This window comes from Paenarthrobacter ureafaciens (assembly GCF_004028095.1).
GTDB lineage: Bacteria > Actinomycetota > Actinomycetes > Actinomycetales > Micrococcaceae > Arthrobacter > Arthrobacter ureafaciens.
The window spans coordinates 2,434,234-2,452,885 of the sequence record NZ_SBHM01000007.1 but is presented as its reverse complement, the minus strand read 5'-3'; the positions used below and the strand labels follow the sequence as shown (position 1 = coordinate 2,452,885).

At 58.2% G+C, this 18,652-nt stretch carries 10 protein-coding genes and 1 pseudogene; 4 read left to right on the top strand and 7 right to left on the bottom strand.

The window, feature by feature from the left end; translation table 11 throughout:
* Nucleotides 1-2 precede the first annotated feature (2 nt).
* The 3 genes and pseudogenes from AUR_RS15695 to AUR_RS20595 all read right to left on the bottom strand — a co-directional run.
* Nucleotides 3-1,964 (bottom strand): hypothetical protein, encoded by a 1,962-nt coding sequence (locus AUR_RS15695; RefSeq protein WP_062095595.1) that lies wholly within the window; start codon nt 1,962-1,964, stop codon nt 3-5.
* 63 nt (nt 1,965-2,027) lie between these two features.
* On the bottom strand, nt 2,028-2,327 hold the full coding sequence (locus AUR_RS20850; protein ID WP_079941104.1) for a lactococcin 972 family bacteriocin: 300 nt from the start codon (nt 2,325-2,327) through the stop codon (nt 2,028-2,030).
* Nucleotides 2,328-3,400: 1,073 nt separating this feature from the next.
* Nucleotides 3,401-4,066 (bottom strand): annotated as a pseudogene (locus AUR_RS20595) (transposase); the annotation flags it as partial.
* Between the two features lie 154 nt (nt 4,067-4,220).
* On the opposite strand from AUR_RS20595, the gene AUR_RS15675 reads away from it, so the two are divergent.
* The gene (locus tag AUR_RS15675) at nt 4,221-5,462 is read left to right on the top strand and encodes a flavin-containing monooxygenase (RefSeq protein WP_062099051.1); all 1,242 of its coding nucleotides are present in this window, start codon (nt 4,221-4,223) and stop codon (nt 5,460-5,462) included.
* A 17-nt stretch (nt 5,463-5,479) separates the two neighbouring features.
* Here AUR_RS15675 and AUR_RS15670 read toward each other — a convergent pair whose 3' ends face one another.
* The gene (locus AUR_RS15670; RefSeq protein WP_062095591.1) at nt 5,480-5,836 is read right to left on the bottom strand and encodes a trypco2 family protein; all 357 of its coding nucleotides are present in this window, start codon (nt 5,834-5,836) and stop codon (nt 5,480-5,482) included.
* Between the two features lie 198 nt (nt 5,837-6,034).
* On the opposite strand from AUR_RS15670, the gene AUR_RS15665 reads away from it, so the two are divergent.
* Entirely contained in the window at nt 6,035-6,655 is a 621-nt protein-coding gene (locus AUR_RS15665; RefSeq protein ID WP_062159984.1) for a D-Ala-D-Ala carboxypeptidase family metallohydrolase, read from the top strand.
* Nucleotides 6,656-6,681: 26 nt separating this feature from the next.
* The gene (locus AUR_RS15660) at nt 6,682-10,977 is read left to right on the top strand and encodes a trypsin-like peptidase domain-containing protein (RefSeq protein ID WP_128397206.1); all 4,296 of its coding nucleotides are present in this window, start codon (nt 6,682-6,684) and stop codon (nt 10,975-10,977) included.
* On the opposite strand, the gene AUR_RS15655 is transcribed toward AUR_RS15660, so the two are convergent.
* On the bottom strand, nt 10,887-11,906 hold the full coding sequence (locus tag AUR_RS15655; protein ID WP_082694433.1) for a GrpB family protein: 1,020 nt from the start codon (nt 11,904-11,906) through the stop codon (nt 10,887-10,889). The two genes, AUR_RS15660 and AUR_RS15655, sit on opposite strands and share 91 nt — an antisense overlap.
* A 517-nt stretch (nt 11,907-12,423) precedes the next feature.
* Between AUR_RS15655 and AUR_RS20750 the strand changes: the two genes are divergently transcribed.
* Nucleotides 12,424-12,558: a hypothetical protein gene (locus tag AUR_RS20750; protein WP_277749649.1), complete on the top strand. Its 135-nt coding sequence runs from the start codon at nt 12,424-12,426 to the stop codon at nt 12,556-12,558.
* Between the two features lie 123 nt (nt 12,559-12,681).
* Here AUR_RS20750 and AUR_RS15645 read toward each other — a convergent pair whose 3' ends face one another.
* Both AUR_RS15645 and AUR_RS15640 read right to left on the bottom strand, forming a co-directional pair.
* Complete coding sequence (locus AUR_RS15645; RefSeq protein WP_062095581.1) at nt 12,682-15,450, bottom strand: PD-(D/E)XK nuclease family protein; 2,769 nt, start codon at nt 15,448-15,450, stop codon at nt 12,682-12,684.
* 4 nt (nt 15,451-15,454) lie between these two features.
* Complete coding sequence (locus AUR_RS15640) at nt 15,455-17,953, bottom strand: UvrD-helicase domain-containing protein (protein ID WP_164888693.1); 2,499 nt, start codon at nt 17,951-17,953, stop codon at nt 15,455-15,457.
* Between the last annotated feature and the right edge of the window lie 699 nt (nt 17,954-18,652).

The following is an 18,652-nucleotide window of genomic DNA, read 5'->3' as shown; positions in this document are numbered from 1 at the left end:
GACTATCCTCTCCGTGCGAGTGTAGTGCGGAATGTTGTGGTCGCAGCCCATTGATGAATGAGCCATACAACGGTCAAATATGCGAACGGGGCGATGCCGGAGATCCAGATATTAGACGGAGAGGCCGCCCCAAACGACATAGCCATCGCCGCGCCGAATAGAAGAGCGGAACCTGCTTCCCATAACATTCTTGGCTGAAGAATGGACCTCCACGATAATCCCGCGGTGCGTTGAACGAACCACCGATGACGTCTCAGAAGTGCGAAGATCCAAGCCGTTACGCTGAGGCACATAACGAGCGCTAATACTGCAATGGCAATTGCTGCGGCACCGAGTTGAGCGTTTCGCTGTTTCGTCTGCGCATCGTACAGGCCCAGGTCTGCGATCCGGTCGATTGATAGGATGTCCGAGCTTATTCCCCGCTGCTCTACTAGCGCTTTTAACTGTTCCGGATCAGTGAACACAATATTTCCCCTGCTCATGGCTGAAGCCAGGAAGGCGTCGTCGAACTGGGTGAGATCATTTACTGAGATGATCAGAGGGAGCTGATTCGTGTCCAGCGTTCCCGCCCTGCCTCCTGACACAGCGATTGGGGCCTCACCGGTGCTGCCGTAGAAGCGAACATCCGGTGCTTTTCTCGACGTGGTCCACAGCTCCAGATTCGGTAGAAGTTGACCCCGGATCGAATCAGGCAGCTCTTGAACTGAATGGACAGCACTGACAAGTTCCCAGGTGGCTCCGCCCGCACGATTGACGGTATCAAGGAAGGGTTCCCCTGTAAGGACGACGCTGTCGAAGCCGAGATCTTCAAGATCTTTTCCAGCCGCTTCATCTACTAAGTTGACCGTGTCGGAGCTCAATGACATGGAGAACATTGCGGCGTCCCGCCTCACAAGATCCCTGATGAGACCGGCGAACGCCGCATTTTCGGCGTCCCCCAAGCGGTTCGCCACACGGACAGTTACGCTGTCCCCCATAGATTCCCATAGCGCGCCCTGAGCGGTAGCAGCGGAAGCATTTGTCACCACACCCGACGCTGTGGGCACGATTGCGGCCACGATGACTACGGCAGCTACTTTCAGGACTTCGCTGATCACCCACGAACCTCGCTCAGAAGGTCTTCTGGCCGCAATATCACGCACAGTGGGCAGGGAGAGCATCCCCATGATCAGGGCAACAGCGACGGCGAAGGCTGTGACCGCACCAGTAAACAGCATGAGTGTCGAGATGAAGAATCCCGCTCGACCAAACCCGGTGACTATTATGCCTAGGACGGAAATCGCGAAGGTTGCCACAACAGGCACGGCTAACGCTCCGAATAGCGAACGAAGGTCCGTTAAGACGACGGTTGATAGGCGCATACCGGCCAAGACCCGCAACTCTCGGCCGTGAGCACGCAGAACGTACCAGGACATGACGATCGCTCCCAGCAACAGTATTGCTGCTGACATCGGCACCCATGCTCCAACTGTCAGGAGTGCATACGTGAGCAAGCCAACTGTTGTTTTTTCCTTCAGGGCAGCGTCGGCTCCTAGCTCGCTCTTCGCCCAAGTTTGGAAGGATTTCGCTTGAGAATCGCTCCCCTTTATTGCGTATACGCCGTTCAGGGATGTGAAGCCAAGCTCGCTGGACTTGGCGACTGTTCCGCTCATCGTTGGGGAGAACCAATCAATCTCCGTATCTCGGATTCCTCCGGAGCCGAACACAAATGCAAGTCGTTTGTCCAAAAAGTCATCTGGGGCGCTTGCCACTCTAATTATGCCGACGCCAGCAGAGTCAGCGTATTGGTCCAGTGAGGCAATGACTTCACCACGCGGCATTGGACTGTTGTCGAAACGCATTGACGCCACATAGTCAGCGTCCGGCAAACCGTCCAGATCCGCCGCAGCCGAATAGACACCGGCAACCAAAGCAATCAGTGCTGCGATTGCCACAGCGGCAAAACGGACAAGTATTTTCAACATTTTTCATCCTATAACCTTTGCACTGCACCGCTTCGAAGCGGTGCAGCGCAAAGGTCTGTTCAATTAGCAAAGACGGTAGTAGGCGCGGTTGTCCTGGAAACTCGTGGTAGGTTGCGCGTTGTTCGCCCACGAGTTCGCAGCCATGTTTGGCGAGGACGAGTAGCCCCAGTCATTTTGCGTCGACGATGCGTGACAAACGTTTTGATTGAAATAGTCGGAGTACAGGTGCACTCCAGCTGTTACCCCATAGTTCCAGGTGCCACCTTCGGCTGGAGACACTGTCGCGGCTATCGCCGCTGCACCTCCGGCTGCCGACAACCCCACCGCGAGAGCCGCTGCTGCAATGGTACGTCGAATATTCATCTCTATTCCCCCTCGAAACTAATTTCTACTTTCATTGCCTTTAGCATGCCCATGACGGGTACTGCCTGTGCGACGAAATGATTAAAACTGCAAAAGATTATTGTCCTGTTTTAGCTAGTTCTTCACCTCCTCTGCTGGAGTCGCAAACTGCAGTGCAACTCTGGATAAGCAGTCCAAATGGCATCGCTAGTTGTAGTCTAAACGCGCAAAGGTCAATCTGGACCATGCTATTTGTCAAATTTGGGAATAACTTCAAGCTAAGTCCAGAGAGTCTTGATTGCCCTGGATCAGAGCCATCCGGCTATGCGGCGTTCCTAGACGGTGACCCGGGAGATACGAAATGAAGAGCTGCGGAATGTTCTTTCAATAAATTCATTGTTCCCCCAAAAACAAGAATCGAAGCGAATCGGGATGCCGCTTGTCGCTGGCGCACTTCTCATCGATTCGTGATAGCCGTATGAGAACAGGCAACTACGGCGATTGGACTTTGTCAATGAATTAGTCAAATCCCACTCTTTCATTTACCCCGAGCCGTGAAATATTGCGTCTTCTAAGAGGGTCAGCGTCACGTTCCCAAACCTGTCGACACTTCTTAAGGGGATCTCCGTTTCCTGGGAGCCGATTCGTCCCCCAGGGCATAAGGAGGCATCCCTCTATCTCGACATGCGCCCCGGAATCACGTCACCGTTTGATGCCAATGCACCCCGAAAGAATGCCCAACAGCATTTGTTCGGGAGAATTGTGGAGCTGGACAGGCCGCTGTTCGATCCGGTGCTGCCAGGGTCGCGGCATAGGCAGCCGAAAGCCGCCCACCAGTCCGCTCCACAACGATGCCGTAGGTGCTGGAGATCGCCAGCGGCACCATGTAGACCAAGCCCAGCAAGACCAGAGACGGAACGCGGAGGACACGGCTCCAACCTTGGGAAGGAGGGACGGCCCCGGGATTCGTTGACTCTCGGGGTCGATAGTTTTCAGGCGGCTTGGAGGCCGCTTTCGATTGTCGCACGATGGCCAAGCGTAGTTCCTGTCGTGAGGTCCAGCGTTCTCGGTCCAGCACGTTTTTCTGCAGCAGGGAGCCATAGCCGGTCCGGTGCCGCGGCGGTAAAGTCCCGGCCGACGAGGTCGTCATGGACTGGTGGGCCCGCCTTACGGTTCAAGCCCCGCTTCTTGGCGAAAACAGACCAAATCCGCTGGCTGCGGCACAGCCGCTGCACCCGGTTCTCCCCGGCACTGATGCCGTAGGCCGGCAGTTCATCGGCGGTGAACCGGTACCCGAAGGCCGGGTCGTCGCGTTGGATGTCAAGAGCCGCATTGATCACTGCGCATCAGCCCTGTCCCGGTCGGAAACGGGGTTGGCCTTCCATTTGTAGAACGCCTGCTTGGAGAAGCCAAGCACCCGGCAGGTCACCGCCACGGACATCCCGTCGGCGGCACGGTCAAGGACCAGCGGGAAGCTCATTTGGGGGCAGTTCCCTGGCGAAGAACGCCGCGGCCCGGCGCAGGATCTCGTTCTCCTGTTCAAGAAGCCGGATCCGCGTCTTTGCCTCCCGTGACTGGGCGGTTTCCTTCTCGGTCATGCCGGGACTGACGCCGTCCTCGACGTCGGCTTTCTTCAGCCAGCTATGGAGAGTGGCTTCGGAGATCCCGATGTCCTCGGCGATTTACGCCAGCGGGGCTTCATGCTTCGGAGCAACGGCTACGACGTCGAGGCGGAACTCGACGGGGTAGGGCTCAGGCACAGGAACATCCTTCCTTGGAAGGACAGAATCCTCACAGGTTAGGAGTCAACCAAACCGGGGGCAGTCCCTACAGGTAGTCACTTGAAAGATGGCCGTATCGGTCGAATGCCGAAACCCATCCCCAATCGCCGCCTCCGGGCGTACAATCCACGCCATGGGATCTGCCCCAGATACCGTGATCATCGGAGCCGGCCAGGCCGGCCTCGCCACCAGTTACTGGCTCACCCAGGCCGGCGTCGAGCACCAAATCCTCGAACGGCGCGAGTCCCTCGGGGGCGCCTACCAGGACCGTTGGGACGGTTTCTTCATGAACACCCCCAACTTCACGCTGGACCTCCCTGGCATGCCCTACACCGGCGATGCCCCGGACGACTTCCTGCCGCGGACCGCCGTCGTCAATCTACTCAGGCGCTACGCCGATGTAATCAACGCCCCTGTCCTGACTGGCGTGGACGTCACCCGCCTTTCCGCCTCAAACGGCACCTTCAGCCTCGAAACTTCGCAAGGCAGGCTCGCGGCCAAGAAGGTGGTCCTCGCGACCGGCGCCTACCAGGTGCCCAGGCTGCCCGCCATGGCCGCCAAGCTCCCCAAGGAAGTCACGCAACTCCACACGCACCACTACCGCAGTCCACAGCAGCTGCCCGAGGGCGCCGTCTTGATTGTCGGTACCGGCCAGTCGGGCGGACAGATCGCCGAGGAACTGCACGACGCCGGACGCGAAGTCCACCTTGCCGTGTCCACCTGCCCCGAAGCTCCCCGCCGATACCGCGGCCACGACATCCTCTACTGGCTCCTCGAAACCGCCAAACACGGCCCCGAATACGGCGTGAACGCCCTCACCCGCGAGGCACTCCCCTCCCCCGCCGCGCGCCTCGCCTGCAACCCGCTGCTCTCCGGCACCGGCGGTGGCCACGACATCCACCTCCGTGAACTCGGCCGCCGCGGCATGCACCTGCACGGCCGCTTGGAAACAATCGACGACGGCGACCTCACCTTCACCGACGACCTCCCCGAACGCCTCGCAACAGTCGAGGCCGGGTTCAACAACCGGATGCGGAAAGCCATCGACGGATATATCGCAGCAGCCGGCATTGACGCACCCGAGCAGCCGACCGTGCCCTACGACGACTGGCTACCGTCCGAGCCGGCTACCGTGAACCTGGCCGATGCCGGTATCACGTCCGTGTTGTGGGCGACGGGGTACGGACTGGACTTCTCTTTTCTGAACATGCCGCTGCTTGATGAGTGGGGGTATCCGAGGCACACAGCAGGCGTCACCGAGCAGGCCGGGTTGTACGCTGTGGGGCTTCCGTGGCTGACGCGGCACTACTCGTCGATCCTGGGCGGGGTGGGCATGGACGCGAAGCTGCTTGCCGACAACCTGGCGCACGCCTGAGGACGTTCACCACAGGATTACCCCGCGTCCCCGTCAGCTGAACTGTCGTCAAAGCTGCGCCCGTCCGGCGCGGCGTCGTCCTCCACAAGCAGTTCCTCCGAGCCATGAAGTGGGCTCAAAGACAACTTCAGAGTCTGCGTCGAGGCAGCTCCCCTGGACGCTTCTGCTCCCGCTTCCACAAGCCACCACTTGATGCCGGCTTTACCACCGACGGCCTTGGTTACCGCGGTTTCCAAGGTCAGCTCAATGCTGTCTACGCGGAACCTGACCTCGCTCCCGGTGCCGGCCACCATGGCCTCCCAAAGCTCCTGCCTTAACGATTGGATAGCCTCTGCCAACCCGATGCCGGGAGAAGCCTTTTCCATTTCAGTCATCTGCACCGCTCCTAAACCTGATGAAATGCCAATAATCAGGGACTTGGGTTTTCCCGTCAAGGTATGTCCAATGCGGAGCCAAAAAGAATAATGAATTTGAAATCCTGCAATACCAGCGGCGGCATCGGTGCACTAGAATCGCACCACGGTGGCTTGCCTGGGGGTTCAAGTACTCCGGATCGGACGACGAGGAGTGTCATGGAGAATCAACGAGGATCCGCCATGCAAGGCGACGAAAATGTTAACGGGAAATCCCTTAGCGCAAGCCCCGTAGTCTACCCGTCCGGGGCGTCCTTCGCGGCTGTAGCCGAAGAAGAAGCGGGAATCACCTACTCGGATCCGGTCGACGACGGGCGGGTTCCGCTCATCAGGCTCGAGGACAATCTCCGGACTCACTTATCGCCTAATTTCACGGTCGGGAGCTTCGTGGGCAAAGTAGGACGCGACTACCAGTATGCCCGGATCTCCGTAGATTTAGTGCGAACAATTCAGGCAATTCAGGAGCGTGCCCAAGCCCCTTTGTTGATCGTTTCGGGGTATCGGCCTCCAGCAGTAAATGAGCTTATTAAGGGCGCGGATCAAAGTCCCCATATTGCGGGACGAGCGGCAGACTTCAAGATTAGCGGGATCGAACCCCTGGAAGTGGCCGCGTTGGCGCTTGACGAGATGGGGCCACACGTCGGGATCGGGTTGGGCGCCGGAACCATCCACATAGAGCTGCGGGACAGCCTGAAGTCGTGGGTGTATACGGGCGCCAAGCTCAGCCACGAAGAATTTTCTGCCTGGGTGCAGGAAAGGACAAAAAGAGCGTCACTCTAGGCCCGGAGCGAAAGCGGTACACCTCAATGGCACTCCTTGAAACCGGACGTGTAGTCAACATTGCCTACAACTTCAACGGCAAGCCACGGGTTGGCTCCGGCCTCGTGGTCGGCGGTTCCGTGGTGCTCACTGCAGACCACGTCGCCAAGGGTTCTGGTCACGAAGTTCTAGGGCTGGAGGGTACGTTTCCTGCCAAGGTCTTGATACGTTCCGGATCGGCCACCGTGGACATAGCTCTATTGTCAGTCGATGGGGCGGTGGACTTCCCCCTACTAACGTTCGGACGAGTCGATCGGCAGAATCTCGACGTCCTTCACGATTGCATGGCCGTGGGTTTCCCACGGTTCAAGGCTGTCAGCGGAGGCCGCATCGCCGTTCACACCTACGGGAGCATCCCCACCGCGGAGGGACTCCGCGCAGTCACTGGTAAGGGTCTTGTCCCCGGGTACCTGGCTCTGAAAGTGGACAACACACCCAGGGACTGGCCACCTATCCTGCCGGGAGACTTGGAAACTTCCCAATGGGCGGGAATGTCCGGTTCCGGGGTTTTGTCCGCCACGAATGACGTCATCGGAGTGATCCGGCATCACAATCCAAGCGAAGGGCCGGGAAGTCTTGCATTAACCCCGATCGACGCCATAGAAACACTACCCGCGGCCACAAGAGAGGTCTTCTGGAGCCATCTGGGCCTGAACGGACTCCAGGACTTCAAGCTCCTCCCCCGCCAGGAAGCCAAGCCCGACCTCAGCAGGGCCTTTACCCCCCTGTTTAGGAGCAGGCGAACTGAAGGCTTTGTCGGGCGGCGGGAGGAAATTGCCGCTCTGTCCGCTTTTGCAAACGGGCCGGGCGGCGTGTTGGCCATCACCGGCCGTCCCGGGTTCGGAAAGACTTCGCTGCTGGCTGAGTTTGCCCAACAACTTGGTGCCCGGGCCGCCTTCCACTTCTTTACGAGCAGGTATGACCCGTACTGGTTGGACGAAGTATTTTTCCTCAGGAATGTCCTGCAGCAACTGTCTGCGGACCCAACAGCTGATGACTATCCGAACTTGGACCGGTTGTCTCTTCAGTCCATGCTGCACCAGCGCCTGGGCGAGGCAAGCCATAGCAATGGAACCCCCGATGTGCTCATATTGGATGGCATCGACGAGATTCAAGGCTGGTCGATTGCCAATTACGTGGCAGGCGCATCTCCCAAGCACCTTCACGTCATAGTTTCCATCCGCGACACAGGACAGGAATGGCGGAGCAAGTACCGCTTGCAAGGACCGGACGTCAAGGAATTGCGGCTCGACGGCTTCGGTGAGGAGTCCGTCGTCGAACTCTTCTCGGCGACCGGTCCGCACACCGCAGCGCTCATCCAAAAGCCGGGAGCTCTGGCCGCAGTCATGAAGGCAGCTGTTATCGGCCCTGTGGACGCAAACACCAACAGGGCAGCAACACATGCCGACCCCCTGTACATCGGCCTCCTGGCCAAGGAAGCTCTGGAAAAGGAGTTTGACGTGGCAGATCTCGAGCAGCAGCCCGAGGGGTTGGCAGCGTACTTGGACGTTTGGTGGAAAGAGCTCCTGGATGTGGCCGGAGAGCGTCCAGCGCTGTTGCTCTTCGCCACGTTGGCTGCTGCCCACGGACCCCTTGCGCGAAGTGACCTTGAAGCCCTGGTTCCGGAGGCCTTTGCCGACCCCACAGGAATGCTCCGCGACCACTTTGACCGCAACATCCTCCCCAAAATCCGCCGACTGATCATGGGAAACGATGCCGTTGGCTACACGTTGGCGCACCCAAGGTTCGGGCAGCATCTGTCCACAAAGTTCACAGAGGACCTCTTGCAGTCAGTTCAGGAGCGGCTGCTGGAATACAGCCGAAACTGGTCTGACAACGCAAGCGGGTATGCACTGACACACCTCCCCGTCCATATGGCGAAAGTGCGGCCGAATGAGCTTGCCGCTCTCTACCAAGACGCGCACTATCTGGCGAAGGCAATTGGCACTCTCGGAGTGGACCGGGTCATCGGCACGCTTCGCCGCGTACAGTCCGAGGCGCAGCTGAGCCGCGAGGATGAGAAGACGCTGCATAGGAGCCGCATGGTCCTTGAGCACGAGGCCCACAATTTCCGCGCCGAAGCCGATGCGGCGGCAGCAACCTCCGAGGCGTACGCCGCCGGACAGCTGGCCTTGCAAGCCCTGGTGATGAACGACCGCGAACTCTATGAATCCGCGCGAACGTACCTCGCCCTGATCGTTCCGCACGGAATTTACCCCGCGTGGACTACCAACACCAGCAGTGACGCCCTTCTGCGAACGTTGTCCGGCCACACCTCCGTGGTGGAGCGGGCTACGATAACCGGCGGGGGTTCGCGGGTTTTCACGCTCAGCCTGGACGGATCGGCCAAGCTTTGGGACCTCCAAACAGGCGCTCTCTTGCAGACTCTGCAAGATTCAGACAGTCCCATTTCCGCCGGTGCCATAACGTCCGACGGCGACATTGCCGTGACGGCCAACGGCCAGGAAGAGTCGGCGAAGGTTTGGGACGTTGAAAGCGGAAACCTCCTGTTCGTTCTGGAGGGACATACCGAAGAAGTCACGGACGTCGCCATCGCACCGAACAAAACTTTCGCCGTCACCACAAGCAGGGACGGAGCCTATGTTTGGGACCTTGCTTCCGGGAAACGGGGCCATTTCCTGAATGGCCACCAAAATTGGCTGACCTCGGTGGCCATCAGTCCGGACGGGCAAAAGGCCTTGACCACCAGCTGGGACAGCACAGCGTGTTTGTGGAACTTGGCCGACGGAAAGCTACTCTTCCGCCTCGAAGGTCACAGGGCCGGGGTGTCAAAGGGCTTGTTTTCGAGTGATTCCAAGCGGGCCCTCACCATCAGCAAAGATTCCACGGCGAGGTTGTGGGACCTTGAAACCCTGGAGCTTCTGCACGAACTTTCCGGCCACGAATCAGAGCTGACCGCCGCCGTCTTCGTTCCCGAGCGGGACGAGGCAGCTACGGCAGGACAGGACGGGACCATCCGCGTGTGGAATCTTTCTACCGGCCAAGCCACAGCGGTACTGCAGGACCATGGCGAGTGGGTAAACGACGTCGTTCCTTTCGGTCGGAACGGAAATATCGCTTCGGTCAGGCGGGACGGAACCATTGCTGTCTGGGATATCGCTGCGGCGGAGATGATCAAGTCGTGGAAGGGTCATCCCGGCCCGGTGAAGAGCATTGCTATTTCCGAGTTGGGTGACCTAGCCGTCACAGCGGGCGATGACGGGTCTGCACGAGTGTGGGATTTGGCCGCCGCCATCACCGCACCAGCGCCCCACGGGCATCAGGAAGCCGTAACCTCGCTGACGTACCACAGTGAGAAGGAGGAGCTGATGTCTGCCAGCCGGGACGCAACCGTGATGGTGTGGGACTCCGGGTCAGGAGATCGGCGTCTGGTACTGGACGACGGCGGCGGGCCGGTCACCGCGCTGGCACTAGCACCGGGAACCGGAGTGTTGGCGACCGGAAGCGAAGACCGTTCGGGAAGGCTGTGGGACCTCACCGGCGGCGGGCTGCTGAGCAGGCTCACGGGGCACAAAGCCGGGGTCACGGCTGTTGCGGCCAGCGAACCTTCCGCCCGGGTGGTCACCGGTGCGCAAGACGGCTCGATGCTCGTCTGGGACCTCGAAGAGGGCACGCACGTGTTGGAGTTGGTGGGCCACACCAAGCGGATTGCCAGCATCCGAGTCACTACGGATGGGGCTCAAGCGGTGTCAACCAGCTGGGATGGCACCGCACGGATCTGGGATCTTGAGACCGGCGTCTGCACGAACGTCTTGGAAGCGCATCCGGGACCAGTGACTGACGCCGCCCTCGCTAAAGACGGCCGGCTGGTGACGATCGGACACGACGACAAGCCCCGCGTATGGAATCTGGCCGACGGATCCCTGCTGGGTTGCTTGGAAGGGCACACTGGGCCGCTGTCCACGCTCGCCCTATCCTTGGACGGCGCCGCAGCCCTCACTGGCGGCTGGGACGGCAGCATCTGCCTCTGGGATCTGGAGGCGAGAGCCTCCCGGCTGGTCATCGCCCCGTCGGAATCGGGAAAGATAGTAGCCGTCGCGTTCCTCGCCGACGGCGAGCATTGTTTATCTGTGAATGTCAGTGGTCTTGTTGCGCTGAGGGCTCCTTCTACAGGAGAGCTTGTTCAGAAGCTTCAGCTTCCTTCCCAACCCACGGCGGCAATTATCTGCGGTCAGGAAAGCAATCTTGTAGCAGCGGGTGAAAACTCCGGTGCCGTGACGGTGTTCGGATTCACTGCGACATTGGAACACTCCATGAAATGAGGCTCTTCCCGCTTCTCCGGACGCCAGCCGTTTGAATCCACCCATGCATAGAGTTGCGGCTCGACGTAGTCGCGAAACCACAACTTCTTTTCCGCCGCGTAGTTCAAGGCGTTGACATCGTTCGCGTACTTGCTGGCAATCCGTTGTTTCTCCGCCGCGTAACGGCGGACATGACCTGCGTCCGCCCGCATCCAGTCGCGAAAGCTGAGCGTGAAGAACCACCCGGCCGACCCTACGACCCGCACATGGATATTGACGTGCTGAGCCGGGTCGGAATTTACGTGAAGGTGCTTGGCCCACTGCTCGGGTTCGGGTTGATAGCTGGTTGGCGCGTCCCACCACTTGCCCGGTACAGCCCGGTAGCCTGCAGCGTCCAGATGTGCGGACACCTGATCCAGGTGGCTGACGTTCGCGACGCCGACTTGCAGGTCAATGACGTTCTTGGCAGGGAGCCCCGGGATCGACGTGGAGCCGATGTGGTCCACCCGAACGATCAGAGGGCTGGTCCTCAGGATCCTCTCTGCGGTCCGTGACGCAGTAGCCGGCCAAGCCGGATCCGGCGGACTCATCACTGCCGGCCCTTTCCGATGCTTCGGCCTGGGAGCTGCCTTGTTGCGGCTAAAGGGAAGGAGACGGTTCTCCCACAGCTGGTCCACCGCGTTGCGGAGGAGAGCCGGGTCCGTCTCCGTGAGAACCACATCCGGGCTGTGCCGGGGGCAGCACTGTTCAGAACCGTCCGCTACCGAAAGTACGAGGTCGAATTTGGAAGTCGGAAGAGATCTATCAGCGCAGCTCAGCATAATCGGGCTGTCCCGTTCCTGGCTCAGCTCCGGCGCTGAACGTGCCTGGATGACCGCACCATGCTCAGTCAGCCGCTCCACGACCAGGGGCGAGAGCTCGTTCCCTGATACCACTCCAACGTTCAGCATGGGAACAGCATAGGTCCGGGGCGGTGGTGGGTGGGTAAGCAACCCGCGTAAGGGACCGACGGCGGCCGCGATGTCCACCTCCTATTGCCTGTCGGGCGGTCCTGGGCCCAGCGCGCGGACGATGCTTTAACCTATTTCGGTCATATCCCCCACCCCAGGCGTCCCCTCAACCAAGGCATAGCGCTGCATCACCGCGCCCTTTGGTGAGGCAACCACCGGCTCGATAAGTTGAAGGCTCGTCGGGACCACCCCCGCTTGCGGCTGTGAGAATGTGCGCGCCGAGCGCCATGCCTCCGCCCCCCCCGGCGACGCAGGGTCCGCCACCGAAGAGTGCCAGTAATGCCCTATCTCGTGCTGCCCCGTGGAGCGCCCTTTTCGCAGCGCCCGTGCCAGCGTTTCCTACCCGGATTCCAACGGTACGGAGAACATCCGGCGTTGCGACACCGACCGCTGCTGAGCTGATGAGTCCCTGAACCCATCCCACGACGCTTGGGTCTAGCTTGTCCAGACTCGCGATTTGAACACCCGTTCCATCCATCCCGTCGAGAACGGTGTGCTCATCCGCCCGTACCTGCGTACCGAGCCGCACAAGGAAATCTTCCATTCTAGAAATGACGTCGCGCTGGGTATAAACGCACCGCCGCAGAAGTGAGCTCGGGTGAAATGCCGGTACGGGAGCCATAAACGCATCCGAAAAGCTCCTCCGACTCCCGGGCGGGTAACAACCTGATGGCCGGACTGGCAAGGCCCCGCAGCGCCTGACTATCTTCCAGGCTCAGTGGGTCTCCTCCATCTCCGATGCCGCACAAGTGGATCGGACCGGACAGTGTCGGCACACCTCGTAGTTGTTGATACCGGCAGGTAAATACATGGCATCTTCGGGTGCAACGGCATCTACGTCAGGATTACTAGATGCAATTGCCGCCTTGTAGGCCCGGTCATGAGGCCCCGCGCCTGCCTTGCTGCCAGTAAGAGTGAGAGTCCAAACCGAGTCTGCCGACAATCCACCGCCTTTCACCCTTCGCTTCGAAAGACTGCTTTGCCGTTGGCCTGGCGTGAGGTGCCGCCATAGATCGTCGGCCACCTGCTCGGCACGTTCTCTCGTAAAACCGTTGCCTCGCATGAGCGCGCCCAAGACATTCCCATAAAGCATGGATTGGTGATGCTCAGATCGAAAGGCATGTGACTCACCCAGAAGCCATTGAAGAGCAAATCTGCGAGCACATGCCAATCCAGAGGCGGCTGCACGTGGGTCGATGCCGGCCACTGCGTCGGCTAGGTCCTTCATGGATACTGTGCTGTTCGCTGGCATTGGCGGCGCCGAGCTTACAGACAAGCCGTTTGCGCTCTCTACGTGCTCCACCGTTACGCCTCCCGCCCTTTGAGAAATAGGCGAATCTTGAGTGGATGGACGAGTGAGTAGCGATATTAGAGAAGAAGGACTACGCCGTTCTCCATCCAACTCAGATACCCAGCTAAGCGTCACTCGTGCCCCTTCTTCCACGCCGTCCAGTGCAAGCCACAGCAGATAAAGGTCGCTTAGCGACGCATTGTCGGCTCGAGCCTTCAGGATCTCAACCGTCACCGTATCAACATGAGACCGGTCGTCTGTCATGTCTTCCATCTGGAAGGGCCAGCCCACGATCCGGGGCGCAGTCGGGAAAGTTCCCTCCGTGAGGTTAGTCAGGTGCAAGTTTCTAGAAGATTTGCGTAAGCCCAGCGCATCGAGGCCTCTGAGATCATTAACCGTTGTTTGGGCAGCTACTACATCACCGAAGGCGTCAAACTCCGCAGTTCTCCCCAATAACATTGCAACAATATCGACAATCCCTTCGACATCGATCTCTTCGTCCAGCCCAATAGAGAACCCTTGGACCTTAGAGGCAATGATCTGTCTTTCCTCCTCCCGCAACGCGGCCATACCACTTTTGAGGGAATCCTTAAGAAACTGGACGTGGTCTTTTAATACAATTCTTTCGCGTGCTGCGATCCTCTCGACTAATTTCACTGTCGAAGAGATGATGTTAAGGACCCCACTGGCCTCGTCCTGACTCAAATCTGCCCACGGGACCAATCGCAAAGGGTTTTCGGCTGCTTTCCTCATTCGCTTCAAGTCCGTATCGGACAAGTCCTTTGCGCCCAACGGTTCGATCTCTGCGATAGTAAGGCGCAAGAGGTGGTGTGCCCGAGTCTGCCATTCCTCACCGGTTACGCACCCATTGAAAAATGGTAACGCCCTCCTGAGGGCACTTACATATGCCGTCGATTTCGGACCGCTGCTGTCTGCCTCGAGATAACCACTGGATGCAATATCAACAATTGCCTCACCCTCGAGAGCGACTTCCGCTCGGCCTGTCGGAAGCGGCCTGATGCAATCGTGAATGGCCAGAAGAAAAGAACCGATGGGAAGCTGTGCCAAATCAATGCTGCCCTCGCTTTCCCGGCCAAGACGCCGCATGTAACGTTCTACCGATTTAGAATCAGCTGCGTACCAACGGGGCTGCTGCCCGTCAGCGCCTACCTTTTCCAATCGCCATTGACGCACAAGCTCCGCAGGACTGCGGCACTCCAAGACGGTAAGATCATCCGCCAATCCCTCAACGGCAACCGACTCTCCGACCAGAGCCTTGCGCAATGCCACAGCAGCTGGTTGGCCCTCCTGAATACCGCTTGTCTCCGTCGAACTGACTGTTCCCTTAGGCCGAGGCATATCCCATTTGTCAACAAAGAAACGTCGCCAGGTTTCAAAGGCTGGATTTGATCCGTCATCGTGGACGATGAAGAGCTGGTCTATATCGGGAATCGCACGCAACAGCTGAAATAGGGCCCACTGTGGCGGGGTAAAAAAGTAAAACCCGTGATGGACAAGAACTCGCCGACCCCGATTAGCCCCAAATACTTGCTCCAGCGCTTGTTCAACCCTGTCGCGCAACTGCCGCGCCCGAGGAGTACTCTGATTCTTAAACTCGTGAAAATCCATCCAAAGATCCTCGCGAGGAGCCGTTATCGCAGGAAGGTCTCCCTCCAACCAAGTCCAAGCTTTGATGGCCGCCTTGCCGAGGTCGTCGTCACTCGATAGGTCCTGAGGGCGCACACCAGCGGAGATTAAGGACTGAACGGTCCTTGCAAACTCGCGCTTAGACCTTACTAGAAGCCTGATGAGCCGCGATTCCTCTTCCTGCCTCGCGAACCGCCTCAATGATTCGTCGAACTGGATTCCCAAACGCAATCGCCGCCCGCTCGCAAGCATTTGCCAACTACGAAGCTGAAGGTCATAAGTTTCCTTGCCATTGCGGCCCAGGATGTCTGGGCCGGGGAATCCGTCAACGGTCAACCCAATATTGGGCACTCCGGGCCACACAATAAGGTCAACCAATGTTGCGATAGGAACACCCGGAACTTTCGTCTCCCGTATAGCCCTGGCAAGAGAAGCAGTTGCGGTGATGTGCCCTGCGGCCTCCCAGCTGATGTTGCGTTCCTGCAGTACGGTGCGAATCTGGGTCTCGTCGACTCCGGGAGTCGCGATGGCCGTCCAAAGTCCCATCTTGCTAATCCTGTCCGTTTAAGAGATCGGTCCAGCTGGAAGCAGCGCTTCCGGCTCTGGTGCGCTGGCTTGATCGATAAACGATTACTCGTTCTCGAGCGCGTGTCAGGGCCACATAGAGGAGCCTCGTCTCCTCACGAGCGGTCTCTTCGTCGTCCTGTGCCCACATGCCTTGCGCATCAGCCGACACATTGGAAAAGTTTTTCGAGTCGCTCCCCGGGTTCCACTGCCACAGAACCCGTGGCTCGCGTTGCGCGTTCCGTAGGATCGCTACTCTGCTCTTAGCAGACCCTCTTGTGTCGAATTTGGTCCATGTGTATGGCACAAGAACACGATCAAACTCAAGGCCTTTCGCCTTGTGAACCGTTAGAGCAGTCGTCCTGCCTTCTAAATCGCTCCATTCCACTGGCTCATCCTCCGTGTGGTTAGTGGCAATCTGGAGCTGCAGCCAGGAGATAACTCTATGAAGACTGACGGAACCATCTTTGAAGTTCGAGTCCAAAAGAGTAATCAGGTGGTCTAAACACCGGGCGTACCTCCTCTGTTCGGATTCCTCTGCAGCGGAACTCGCAAACGCAGCTTCGGGAGCCAACGCTCGCATACACTCGACCACCCACGCGACCACGGGCACATGATTGAGTAGCGAGCCTAAAGACGAAACGCGCGCCCGCAGGGGGTCTAGGTCAGACCGAATATAGTTTCCCTGTCGAAGGCCGACAATCCTGTCCCGCCAGTTCAGTAAGGGTTGAACGTCTGACAACCAGCCAGAAACGGGAATACCTTGAGGGGGTGTCCCAGCAAGGAGGCCAAGGGACCAACGGGTTTCACAAAGCTGCAGAAGCGTAGCATCGTCGTTGGGTTCAGCAACGGCCGCAAGAAGGATCGCCAGTTCTCTGACGGCTGGTGATGTATAGAAGCTACCACCCACTAGGAGCTCGCAAGGCAGACCTGCCTTCTGGACAGCATCTCGCACGTCCCGGGCCTGCCAATTTTGGCGACATAATACGGCGATCGTCGCTTCAGGAGCTTGGCCCCTCCAAGTCTCTACATCCCGCGCCGACTCGTCAGCGAAGTCGAGGCGTTTGACTTCGGAAAACATGACGCGCTGGCTATCGTCAGAGGGCTTGATCTGAGGTCGAAGTTTTTCCGCTGGTTTATAGCTGAGCAAGCCTGCTGATCCCCATCGTTCAAAATACGGATGCAATGATTCGAGAAGAGCCGCACCAGAACGAAAATTACGTGTTAACGTGTATTCTCTAAATCGCGTTAGACCGCGCTCCTCAATACGAAATGTAAGTTCATCAAACGCATTTCCCTCGGCTCCACGAAACCTATATATACCCTGCTTGATATCGCCGACAACGAACAAGTTGGCACTTAGACGTGTTCTAACCTCTAGAATCAAATCCATTTGTAGCGGATCCGTGTCCTGAAATTCGTCAACAAATAGATATCGCGGCCTTTTAACTCGAGGATTATCTTGTGACCTTATAGCCGCCAGCGCAAACGGAACAAGGTGTGCAGTCCGGATGGACTGGTTATCTAGACAATGGTCCCGCAACCGGGGCGCAATCTCACTTACTATTTTTCGAGTTGCTTCTTCAATTTCAGCAGTGAGCTCCGGAGTGCCATTAGAGCTCCATTCCACAAGTGGGAGTATCGCCATTTCGTCCGTGAGGCTCATCAGCTCGACACCATTGTCTTCCAATGATGACCAAATTCGCTCGATATGCTCCTGCCAAGCATGGAACGCAGGGATCCGTCCAGGGAATTTGTTCATCAAGCGCACCAAATGGGGCGAAAGGACACCCCGAAGGATTTCTCGAAACGCCATCGTCTGCTTGCCAACAGTTACTTCTGGAGCCAGACCCAGTGCACCGCCACCGGTCTGGACAAGGTGTTTGGCGTAAGAGTGTATGGTTGCAACCTCGGCATTGCCAAGCTGAGTCATCCAGGCAAGGGTCGGTAGCACTGATCGTCGGCATAGGCGCTGACGGAGCATTATCGCTCGGCCGATTCTCTCCCGCATCTGCCGGGAGGCTTCCCGGCTAAACGTGACAAACACGATTTCATCGAGGCGAAGGTCAAATGGATGCTTTGAACCCGCCTCACTGCCTGACTCAGCACCGCCACAGGTAGCTAATAGAAAAACTACCCGCTCAGACATCGTTTCTGTCTTGCCTGTGCCTGCTCCTGCCGTAACCAAGAGATCCGACCCGAACGGGGCGTGCACGATGTTGTATTGACCTAGATTGATTCCTCCAGAATCGTCCGCCATCGCTAGGACGGCTCTCATGTCTGAAGACAATTCAGAGGGAAGATTGCCGTCAATTACCCAGGTTCCACGTTGCGATTCCGGCACGTGGTTAATGACGGCCCACTCCAACATTCTTGCGTCCCGGAAGGCACTCAATTCCGTTGGATCGACTGTGCTATTAGCAGTGTGGTCAGAAATTAGGAAGACGCGAATACCGTATTGAAGAAGTCCGAACAGGTCATCCAAATCAGTTCCGCCCAGTCCTATACGTAGTACAGAGTAGCGTGGAACAGATGGCAAGCCGAGGGACCTGCTGAGTATGTCAAGCCCGACAGCGGGATCAGAGGCCACGAATCTGGCTCCAGACGGAATGGAGGGCTGTGACTCAGATTCGTTCGTAGCGTCGCTCCGTGGTCTTCTGAGTTCTCGTTCATAGGGCTTGAGGTCCGGAGTATCAAGGTGCTTGTCCCCGCCTTCGACAGGAAAGGGCGATGGAGTGGCGCCAGTGATGTCGACGATCGGGCCCGGCACTATTTCCATTGAAGAGGAGGGCCATGTCCATACAAGAAGTTCGTCCCCCTGTTGGTCATACCTTGTTACAGTCCGCCCGGGGCCCACCAACTCCCGTACCTCCGCCCGAAGCCACCTACCAGCTGAAGATGCTGTAGGCGCTTCATAGACCATGATCCAGACCTTGCACCCGGTGTCTTTGGCAATGGCCAGATAATCGTCAAACGCAGCATGTGTTGTCCAGTGAATCCTCTCACCGGTGAGTGGGTCGATGTCGGCGCGCGTTCGGAATTTGATCTCCCAGAATTCACTCTTACCGGACTTCTGGGATTGAAGGTCTGGCGCCCGTCGCCGTCTACCTCCCGCAGAATACAAGGGAGCCATGGTTCCCGGAACGTTCCCTGTTGCTTCACTGAGATGCATCACGTAGTAGTT

Bases quoted from the DNA above. Each gene is read 5' to 3' on its own strand.
- AUR_RS15660 (WP_128397206.1), top strand. From the start codon at position 6,682: ATGGCACTCCTTGAAACCGGACGTGTAGTCAACATTGCCTACAACTTC.
- AUR_RS15695 (WP_062095595.1), bottom strand. From the start codon at position 1,964: ATGTTGAAAATACTTGTCCGTTTTGCCGCTGTGGCAATCGCAGCACTG.
- AUR_RS15645 (WP_062095581.1), bottom strand. From the start codon at position 15,450: ATGGGACTTTGGACGGCCATCGCGACTCCCGGAGTCGACGAGACCCAG.
- AUR_RS20850 (WP_079941104.1), bottom strand. From the start codon at position 2,327: ATGAATATTCGACGTACCATTGCAGCAGCGGCTCTCGCGGTGGGGTTG.
- AUR_RS15670 (WP_062095591.1), bottom strand. From the start codon at position 5,836: ATGACTGAAATGGAAAAGGCTTCTCCCGGCATCGGGTTGGCAGAGGCT.
- AUR_RS15655 (WP_082694433.1), bottom strand. From the start codon at position 11,906: ATGCTGAACGTTGGAGTGGTATCAGGGAACGAGCTCTCGCCCCTGGTC.
- AUR_RS15675 (WP_062099051.1), top strand. From the start codon at position 4,221: ATGGGATCTGCCCCAGATACCGTGATCATCGGAGCCGGCCAGGCCGGC.
- AUR_RS15665 (WP_062159984.1), top strand. From the start codon at position 6,035: ATGGAGAATCAACGAGGATCCGCCATGCAAGGCGACGAAAATGTTAAC.